12 protein-coding genes are annotated in these 8,966 nt (G+C 46.1%); 6 read left to right on the top strand and 6 right to left on the bottom strand.

From position 1 onward, the window contains the following. Window positions 1-148 precede the first annotated feature (148 nt). Window positions 149-1,075 carry a hypothetical protein gene (locus L9W92_RS18115; protein WP_240085146.1) on the top strand — a complete coding sequence of 309 codons (927 nt, stop codon included), beginning with the start codon at window positions 149-151 and terminating at the stop codon, window positions 1,073-1,075. A 10-nt stretch (window positions 1,076-1,085) separates the two neighbouring features. On the opposite strand, the gene L9W92_RS18110 is transcribed toward L9W92_RS18115, so the two are convergent. Next, complete coding sequence (locus tag L9W92_RS18110; RefSeq protein ID WP_240085145.1) at window positions 1,086-1,337, bottom strand: glycosyltransferase family protein; 252 nt, start codon at window positions 1,335-1,337, stop codon at window positions 1,086-1,088. 347 nt (window positions 1,338-1,684) lie between these two features. Here L9W92_RS18110 and L9W92_RS18105 point away from each other — a divergent pair, with 347 nt between their 5' ends. After that, window positions 1,685-3,184, top strand: a complete 1,500-nt coding sequence (locus tag L9W92_RS18105) for a phytoene desaturase family protein (protein WP_240085144.1) — start codon at window positions 1,685-1,687, stop codon at window positions 3,182-3,184. A gap of 70 nt (window positions 3,185-3,254) precedes the next feature. Here L9W92_RS18105 and L9W92_RS18100 read toward each other — a convergent pair whose 3' ends face one another. After that, window positions 3,255-3,509, bottom strand: coding sequence for a type II toxin-antitoxin system RelE/ParE family toxin (locus tag L9W92_RS18100; RefSeq protein ID WP_240085147.1), 255 nt, complete (start codon window positions 3,507-3,509; stop codon window positions 3,255-3,257). A 17-nt stretch (window positions 3,510-3,526) separates the two neighbouring features. Further along, on the bottom strand, window positions 3,527-3,667 hold the full coding sequence (locus L9W92_RS18095) for a type II toxin-antitoxin system Phd/YefM family antitoxin (protein WP_240085143.1): 141 nt from the start codon (window positions 3,665-3,667) through the stop codon (window positions 3,527-3,529). Between the two features lie 204 nt (window positions 3,668-3,871). On the opposite strand from L9W92_RS18095, the gene L9W92_RS18725 reads away from it, so the two are divergent. The 3 genes from L9W92_RS18725 to L9W92_RS18080 all read left to right on the top strand — a co-directional run bounded on the left by L9W92_RS18725 (window position 3,872) and on the right by L9W92_RS18080 (window position 6,548). Then, window positions 3,872-4,801: a LolA family protein gene (locus tag L9W92_RS18725; protein ID WP_240085142.1), complete on the top strand. Its 930-nt coding sequence runs from the start codon at window positions 3,872-3,874 to the stop codon at window positions 4,799-4,801. Beyond that, the gene (locus L9W92_RS18085; protein WP_240085141.1) at window positions 4,792-5,169 is read left to right on the top strand and encodes a hypothetical protein; all 378 of its coding nucleotides are present in this window, start codon (window positions 4,792-4,794) and stop codon (window positions 5,167-5,169) included. Before L9W92_RS18725 ends, L9W92_RS18085 begins: the two co-directional genes overlap by 10 nt. Before the next feature lie 179 nt (window positions 5,170-5,348). Further along, window positions 5,349-6,548 carry an NADP-dependent isocitrate dehydrogenase gene (locus L9W92_RS18080; protein ID WP_240085140.1) on the top strand — a complete coding sequence of 400 codons (1,200 nt, stop codon included), beginning with the start codon at window positions 5,349-5,351 and terminating at the stop codon, window positions 6,546-6,548. Window positions 6,549-7,131: 583 nt separating this feature from the next. Here the strand turns inward: L9W92_RS18080 and L9W92_RS18075 are convergent. From L9W92_RS18075 to L9W92_RS18065, 3 genes are all read right to left on the bottom strand, one after another. Next, the gene (locus L9W92_RS18075) at window positions 7,132-7,920 is read right to left on the bottom strand and encodes a DUF4368 domain-containing protein (RefSeq protein WP_240085139.1); all 789 of its coding nucleotides are present in this window, start codon (window positions 7,918-7,920) and stop codon (window positions 7,132-7,134) included. 27 nt (window positions 7,921-7,947) lie between these two features. Then, window positions 7,948-8,289, bottom strand: coding sequence for a plasmid mobilization protein (locus tag L9W92_RS18070; protein WP_240085138.1), 342 nt, complete (start codon window positions 8,287-8,289; stop codon window positions 7,948-7,950). Between the two features lie 285 nt (window positions 8,290-8,574). After that, on the bottom strand, window positions 8,575-8,778 hold the full coding sequence (locus L9W92_RS18065) for a hypothetical protein (protein ID WP_376741831.1): 204 nt from the start codon (window positions 8,776-8,778) through the stop codon (window positions 8,575-8,577). Between L9W92_RS18065 and L9W92_RS18060 the strand changes: the two genes are divergently transcribed. Then, on the top strand, window positions 8,777-8,966 hold a 190-nt coding region (locus L9W92_RS18060; protein ID WP_240085137.1), incomplete at its 3' end, for a hypothetical protein. The two genes, L9W92_RS18065 and L9W92_RS18060, sit on opposite strands and share 2 nt — an antisense overlap.

Below are 8,966 nucleotides of genomic sequence, written 5' to 3'. Positions count from 1 at the left end.
AGATCCGAATTCCCAATTGGATGCGGATTTAAAAAAAATTCCTCTATGGTAAGTAGGAGGAATTCAATAACGATGGTTCAAGCAAAGCCTTGTGCCATCTGCCTCGGCGAATGCCGAGAGGCTATCTTATTTAAGAGGAGGTAATGAATTGTTAAAAAAAATTGCTCTCATAATTCTTTGCCTATGCCTGGTTGTTGCTGCAGCCGGGTGCACTGTGAAAAAACAAACTGAACCAAATACACCAACAGAACCGGAAGCTAATACGATAATGAATGATTACCAAGCACTTATTCAAAAGAATCCCGGCGTGGAAGAAGTTGCCGACTTTATAAACCAGAATATATCCAGCGTCTCCAAAGAAGACGCTTCAGATATGGTTGACCAGTTTGAAAAAATACAGAAAAAGAACCTCCCACAGTTTGAAAGTATGTTTAATGATGATGGCATGCAAAACAAAATAAATAGTGAATATAAATCTATCACTGCTCAATCTGACATTAAGGATGCCGATCTTAAAGAACTGTTGGCTAAAACAAAAGACAGCGGCTATAAGGTGGAAACTGCTGAAGGGTCCTTCTTCCCCATTATTGATTACGGATTCTACAAAAATTTCAGCTCCTATGTAACTCCCGACATGAAGGACTATATTGATATAATGGCTGTGGAGTCCGATAAGGTTCCGGCGAAAGACGCAGCGCTTGTCATTGGTTGGGATGAAGTCTTAAAAAGGGCATTGAATCAGGAGAAGTTTATTGATAAGCATAAAGATTCCATAAAAGTTAATGATGTAAAGGAATTGTATAAAAAATACACTACCTTTGCCCTATACGGTTTAAACAACACTCCACTCTTTAGTTATGATTCAAAAACCTTGAATCCAAAAGCCAGAGAGATTTATTTCAATGCGGTGGCCGATGCTGGCGACAGTAATTCTTTGAAAATATTGGGCGGGTTTTTGGATTTGGTCAAGAATAATAATTACAAGCTGACTAGTGAAGCAGAGCAATACCGGCATAACGTTATTAAAAAATTGGGTGAAAGTTCAATGGAATCAAGCAGTTCGATTTCGGAATAAAAAAGATGATTTACTCGGCTTCTTCTCCCACCAGTTGCTTGTTCTTTTGCGCTATGGCCAGGTAGCTTTCCAGCATTTCGCCGGTGATATTCACCGGCTGGTTGTGCATTACGTTATGGAAAAGCTTGGTGGTGTTGAAAAATTCCGGGTTGCCTTCGAGCACCACCCACCTGGGAGACGATTCCACTTCTTGCATCAATGGCACCAGTGAGCGCAGGATCTCTGCTACGCCGCCGCCCACCAAGGTGGAATTGATATGCAAAATTTATAACCCTTTAAATTTTCTTCCAGTGTTCGGATATCTCCGATAACCGCGCTTCCTGCCGAATTTGCGTAATCCTGGAGTTCGTGTGTGTAATTGGTGTAATTGCGTTGTCCAATGTCAAGGGCTGACCCCTTCGCACACCTTCGCAAACATGATGCATGAATTGCAGAATGATTCTTGACATAGAAGGCAAAGATAAAGAAGATATGACTGTTGAAAGGCCTGATTGAACTTTTTGGAAAAAGAGCGGCTCAACACTTGGCAATGTTAGAATGCCGCTCAATTAGAACTATAGGCAATAATATTATTATGCAGGCCGGAAGAAATTAAAGGGGATTGGGAAAATGAAAAGTGTAATAATAATCGGTTCGGGAATCGGCGGCCTTATTGCCGGCAACCTTCTGGCAAAGAAGGGGCATAAAACAACCATATTTGAAGCCCACGGCATACCCGGCGGCTATACCGCCGGATTTTACAGGAAGGGCTATTATTTTGAGAGCGGCACTCTTACCTTTGAAGCTTCAGCATCGGTATTCAAGGCAATGAAGGATATCGGAGTATTTGAAAAGATAGACTTCGAGAAAATAAGAGTGCGGTTTGTTTCAGAGGATTTCGACGGAGTTCCTGAGGATTACGATGATTATAAAAAAATGATTTACACTGCTTTCCCACCTGATAAAGAAAAGCTGGATGCGGCTTTTGCAGATTTGGATAAAATAGCCGGCCTGATGGGGGACATGGATGAACCCATGCCTTATCTTTATGGCGGGCTTAAAATGATGAAATCAATGCTTCCCTACATTCTGGGCGCCCCAAAGCTGATGAAACTGTCAAATTTGTACGGCAGCATGACGTCGTCCGAGTTCGCCGCTAAATATTTCGCAAAAGAATCAAAGCTGTACAAGCTGTTCGGCGGATTCGGCTATCCGGATATGCCGGCCATGTTCGTGGGAAGCGCTTTATTGGGGATATTCAAAGACTTGTGGACCGTGAAAGGCGGTATGCAGTCATGGGCTGACATTCTCGCGGAAAACTTCAGGAAACTGGGCGGGGATTTGAAGCTGAACTCTTATGTCGACAAGATAATCACAAAAAACGGGGCCGCGGTTGGCGTCTCATGCAAAAATACCGTTTATGACGCGGATTATGTGATTTCTGCCGGGGATTATAAGAAAACCTTCCTGAAGCTTTTAGACGACAAGAGCCTTATTCCGGGAGACCTCCAGGATAATATCGGCGGGGCTGCCGTTTCGGAGGGCTTTTTCACGGTATATCTGGGGTTGAATATGTCCAATGAAGAGCTTGGCAAATATATGAAGGTTCCTCTTGTGTTTAATTTTGACAATAAACCCGGCTGCGACATATACAATTCCGAAGACGGAGAGTTTTTCAGCAAGACATCCGTTTCACTTTATTCGCCGTCAATGGTAAACCCCAAGCATGCTCCCGAAGGGAAATCCTCATTGATGCTTCAGACCACGGTACCTTACCATTGGATGAATAACTGGGGCGGCGGAGACAAAGAGGTATATGGACAATTGAAGGAAAAAGCGATGGATGCCATGATAGACAGCGCCGCCAGGCTGGTTCCCGGTCTGAAGGAATGTATCGAATATAAAGATGCCGCAACTCCGCTGACTTATGAAAGATTTACCCAAAACACGGATGGAGCGAGTTCCGCGTGGAGTTGGAACCCGAACAAGAAGTTTTATAAAAACACCATGAGCGTGAATATAGAAACCCCGGTGAAAAACCTCTACATTGGCTCCTGCTGGGCGATGCAGATCGGCGGTGTGCCCGGTGCCCTTGCAGCCGCTTACCTATGTGCCAAAAAGATAAAGTAACCCGAATAAAGTAGAAATAATAACGTGAACGTGCTTAATGCTAAAATGAGCATTGCCATGATAAGTACTTTTAAATAAACCTGTCAAGCAAGATATCCTCCATATTTCTTCTTCCATCGATTACTGCAAGCGCCCATACTTTATTTTCTTCAGTTTTATAAATAATTCGCCAGGGCGGGCTAATCAATTCCCTGTAGGTTAAAATACTATAATATCTTAATTCTGGAACAATCTTTCCCTGTAGGGGCATTTGCCGCAAATTATCAGCTTTTTGTTTAATGGTGAGATAAATTCTTCTTGCTCGAATCTCACTGTCGGCGGCAATGTATTTTATAATTTTTATTAAATCCTGCTGGGCGGTTTGCGTCCAAAAGACCTGATATTAACATAGACAGGTCTGTGGGTCTCGTTCACTTGCGCCAGAATCTCAGCCGCGTTGGCTTTAACATAAGAAATAGGCCTAATATCTTCTTTGATATTCATCGTGTTATCACCCCGGTATAAATATGGTATCAAATTAGAACTGATTTAAAATATACCAAATGGCTAAAATGAGTATTGTATTTACATTATTGTTGGGTGTAGCCATAAACACTAATAATTTCTAATAATTTCATGTAACATTCAATATAACTAAATCGTTATTATTGATGTAAATAACCGGCCGGGGAAGAAGGTGCAAAACTTGTGACTTCCGTTGATGCTAAAGTACAGAAAGAAAATCTTTCAAGCATCCACCGATTGGTTGAACAAGAGCCTAAATCGGGTAAGCTGAATAATAATAAGGCTTCAAAGCGCCTGCGCAGCCGGTGGATTCTGCCGAGTGTCGCGGTTTTGGCGGCGGGTTTGCTGCTATTTGCAGCGTTGACGAGCTTGACTGGATTAGCCGGCTTTTTTAACCGTGACGTGGCTTATGCCATGGAGAAAGCGGTTGCTCAATTAGCCAATTATCATGGCGTCCTTGAGATACGCTCGAAAAACGCAGCCGGAGAGGAATGGATGAGCCGCCGGGTGGAACTTTGGTCAGACGGGGATAAGTATGCCGTACGGCAGGACGACGGCACCATGACTGTCAATAACGGCGAGCGGAAGTGGCAGGTCCGTCCGCAAAGCAAGGAAGTGGCCTTGCTGCCGCTGGTACCGGACCCATCCCGGCATGATTTTGATCTGCGGGATGAGTCAAAGCGGGCACTGCAATATTCGCACACTGTTGTCGGAACGGAGATGATTGCGGGGCGCCAGGCGACAAAACTTGAAATTTCACCACCTGGCGGTCTGGTCTATTATTTGTGGATTGATGCTGAGACCAACCTGCCGGTTCAACTACAAACAGCGATGCAAAATGCGCTCCAGACAACATATACTTATGTTAGCTTTGAGCCGAATACTCAGATCGATCCTGGCATATTTGCCTACCAGCCGCCTGAAGGATATCAGGTGGTGGAGAAGGAGCCGGGGCAATTGGTGGCTACGGTGGAAGAAGCGGCTGCCATCAGCCAACTGACTCCGCTGCTCCCGCAAGAAGCGCCGGGCCGCTGGAAGTTTGGCGGGAAAGGCTGCGGTGGCGGCAGGACGGCATTGAAATTCAGGCTGAAGGGGCGCGGCGGGTGGAGTTGACCCGTCAGATTGCCGGCGACCTCACTCTCCCGGACGCCGGTAACGATCTGGCTGGCATGGCTCAGGTCAAGGTTTCGGTGGATATGGAAATTGCCAAAGCCGACCAGCGGCAGGTGGACGGGGGACACACCCCCTGGCAGCTTGATCCTGTGGCAGTGGCGCTCACTTTTGTCAACTTAAAAGTATCGCCGGAAGGAATTACGGGTGACCCGAAGATACCGGAGAAATCCTTTAAACTGACAGCGAACAACGGTGCTGAGGCAATAGTGGAGGTCACCGGCGGCCCTATCGAAAAAGTTTACCTGGAAAGGCTTGTCCGGCGGGACGAGACGGGTATTTGGTCGGTTGTCGGCTACGATCCCCGTTAAATAGATGAAATAGTAGATGAAACAGAGGTCAGGCTTTACTTGTGAAATATACTAATAATTTCACAAAGTAAAGCCTGACCCCGTTGTGTGGTTTCTTTGCCTATTGAGTTGTTGTATAATGTCTAACATAAATGCGATTTAGGATTTAGTAGGGGAGAAGGAAGGGGAGCAGGAATTATATGACGGAAAAGATTCGAATGAAAGTTCCATTAGTTGAGATGGACGGAGACGAAATGACCAGGGTTATCTGGCAGTATATCAAAGATATTTTATTGACGCCTTACATAGATTTAAAAACGGTTTATTATGACCTGGGGCTTAAGAAGAGGGACGAAACAGACGACCGGATTACAGTGGAGGCTGCGGAGGCTACGAAAAAATATGGTGTGGCGGTCAAATGCGCCACCATCACGCCCAATGTCCAGCGGGTCAAGGAATATGACCTGAAGCAGATGTGGAAAAGCCCCAACGGGACCATCCGGGCAATTCTGGACGGGACGGTTTTTCGCACGCCGATAATTGTTAAGAATATCAAGCCTTTTGTAAAGACATGGGATAAGCCCATCACTATTGCCAGGCACGCATACGGCGATGTGTACAAAGGGGTTGAAATGAAGATTGAGGCAAAGGGAAAGGCGGAGATTGTTTTTACGGGTGAAGACGGACAAGTGTTAAGGGAACTCATCCATGATTTTGCCGGCCCCGGTATTATCATGGCCATGCACAACCTGGATAAGTCCATTGCGAGTTTCGCCAGGGCCTGCTTCAGCTTCGCGCTGGACCAAAAGCAAGACTTGTGGTTTGCCACAAAGGACACCATCTCCAAAAAATATGACCACAATTTCAAAGACATTTTCCAAGAGATATATGAAAGAGAATATCAGCAAAAGTTTTCGGCGGCGAATATTGAATATTTTTATACATTAATTGATGACGCCGTGGCCAGGGTGGTGCGAAGCTCCGGCGGCTTTATCTGGGCTTGTAAGAACTATGATGGTGATGTCATGTCGGACATGGTAGCCACCGCCTTCGGCAGCCTGGCCATGATGACGTCGGTTTTGGTTTCGCCCGACGGCTGCTATGAGTTCGAGGCGGCCCACGGGACGGTGACGAGGCACTATTATCAGTATCTGAAAGGTGAAGAGACATCCACCAACCCGGTGGCTACCTTATTTGCCTGGACGGGGGCGCTGAGAAAAAGAGGCGAGCTGGACGGCACCAACGATTTAATACGATTTGCCGGTGAGCTGGAACAGGCTGCCATAAAAACCATTGAAGAAGGAATATTGACCAAAGATTTGGCTTTGCTGGCGGAAGGAGAAAAGAAAACAGTCAATACCAGGCAGTTCCTGGAGGAAGTCAATGCCCGTTTAGGATGAGAATGGGGTCAGGCTTTACTTTGTGCAATTCTAGAATTGCACAAAGTAAAGCCTGACCCCATTCTCACCCTCGAAACGAGCCCTGCTCAATGGTGAGTGGGGCTCGTTTCGTTTTTCAAAGAGCGATTTAAGCGATTTAGAGCGATTTATGTTAAGAAGAATTGCAGTCAGCTTAAGAGTTAACAGTGCACAGATATCCTTGACTTTGGGCTTTGAGGGTGGTTAAGTAATATTATAATCCACTCTGCTCAAATCGATGAGGTCGGTCTGGATTCCATAAACTTAATTGGCTATAGGTTGCAAATCCTAACAGGTTCGTAAAGTATGGTTCGGTTTGGTTCAGTGGGATAAAGAAAGGTTAAATCTGGTTTGTATGGATAGGTCTAGGTCTACCATAGGGCAGAGTGGATTCTATTAAAGATAATAACCGGCTTTTAGTTGGTTATTTTTTGTTAAGTATCTAATTTGACGCGAATTAATGTAAAAACTGATGAGGTAAAACTTAAATAAAAATAAATCATCCCGGCGTACGGCGGGCGTCAATAAGGAAGTATAATGAACAGGGAACGGTGTGGCCGGAAGGCTACGCCGTTTCTCTGTTTCTGCGTAACATTTCATCGGTTAGTTCGGGGATGTTCAGGATGCCCACGCCGTTGTAGACGATTTCCACCTTCCGCTTCCCGCTGCTCTTGGCGGGCGCATGGATGATGATCTTCGAGATAAACTCGTTTAGAATCGTCGGCGTAAGCTCCTGTATGTTCGTGTATTTTCTGACCGTTATAAGGAATTGCCCCGTATCCTCGGCCTGCTGTTCCTCCGCGGTCAGTTCCGTTTGTAAATCAGCAATCCTGTCCTGTAAATCCTTTTGCTCGGCATCAAAGTCCGCTGATAGCTTTTCGTAGCGTTCCTCCGATAACCGCCCAGATGTGCTGTCCTCGTAAATGCGCTTGAAAAGCCGGTCGACTTCCTCCGTGCGTTCCTGTGCCTTTTGCAGCGCCTTCCGCTTTCCGGCAAGAGATGCCTTCTGTTCCTCTATGGATTTTAGGCTCACCTGCCTAACGAAGACCTTTTCAAACTGCCGCACATACCGGACGACACCCCGCACATGTTCCAGCACCAAAGCGTACAGCACAACCTCCCGGATGAAGTGGACGGAGCAGGTTCCCGTGTTACTTTTGTAGTTGGAGCAGACAAAATGGTTCTGCCGTTCCTCAAAGCCGTTGGCGGTGCAGTAGTAGAGCTTTGCCCCACAGTCCGCGCAATAGAGCAAGCCTGAGAACATGCTCGTCCTGCCTGTTTTGGTCGGTCTGCGCTTATTCTTCCGCAGTTCCTGCACCCTGTCCCATTGGGCTTGCCATTGCTGATTTCCCATATAACAGAGTTCCGTTTCTCAAAAGCCTTAGCCTCTCGGATAACCTCTTTGATGTCCATTGGTTCGGGCATAACGGTTGTGTCCTGAAGATTCAGCAGACCTTTTCGTAGTTGCTTCTAGCCTCTTGGAATCGATATGCCCGGTGGCATGGGCGCGGGCGGCGATTTGATTTAAGAGATTGCCGATCCGGTAAAGCTGCTTTGTCATGGCGTAGTAGTCCGGTGACGGGCGGTCTTTGGGAACCAGTCCGGAAATGAGAAAGCGAATACAGGTGGATTTGGGCAGACCCGTCTTCACCGACATCGCGCACAGCTTTTCATACTCCTGTTCCGTGAAACGGATGTGAAAGGTATTGTTGTGTTTGCGCATATGAATCCTCCTTGCGCTGTAAGGGGGTTCAGGGGATTGCCCCTGACAAGCGAATTTGGGAGACCAAATTCAGTGCTTGCTGCAACAATCCCGAAGTCGGAATAGTTGCAGTTATCCCGACAAAAGAATTATCCCGACAATAAGAAGGCGTATTCTCCATAACAAGCTTTGCAATAAGGCTTCTCATAGAAAATGCACCTAAAAATATCGGGATAACTTTTTAATCATGCCGGTGTTCGGATTACATCGAATCCTGGACATCAAGCAAAAAGTCGGGATAATTTTTCATTTTAAACCGTAGAGCTTTTTCAACACCTCCTCGTCATCAACTTGGAAGCGAAACGACGAATCCTTGCCTAAAAGCGGATTTTGCGAATCCATCGATTGCTCAATGGCCTTCCTTTTTTGCTCTGTGTCCGCATGGGAATAAATCAGCGTTGTATCCAATTGCGCATGCCCCAGCCACTGAGAAATCAAGGTCAAATCCATGCCGTGCTGGTATAGGTGCATGGCCCGGCTGTGCCGTAAATGGGGAGCTCCCCATTTGCGGCATTATGGTGAGAGATATAAAATGGTGAGTGACGGCAGCAAACCAGCCAAACCAGCAAGTTGTTTATCGATTCACTCACCATTTTATCATTACCGTCCAAGCGAGATAAGGAAGTCCATCAGGCTTT

The sequence above is a fragment of the Pelotomaculum terephthalicicum JT genome, from assembly GCF_022410535.1.
GTDB lineage: Bacteria > Bacillota > Desulfotomaculia > Desulfotomaculales > Pelotomaculaceae > Pelotomaculum_D > Pelotomaculum_D terephthalicicum.
This window is presented reverse-complemented; position numbering and strand designations above follow the sequence as displayed.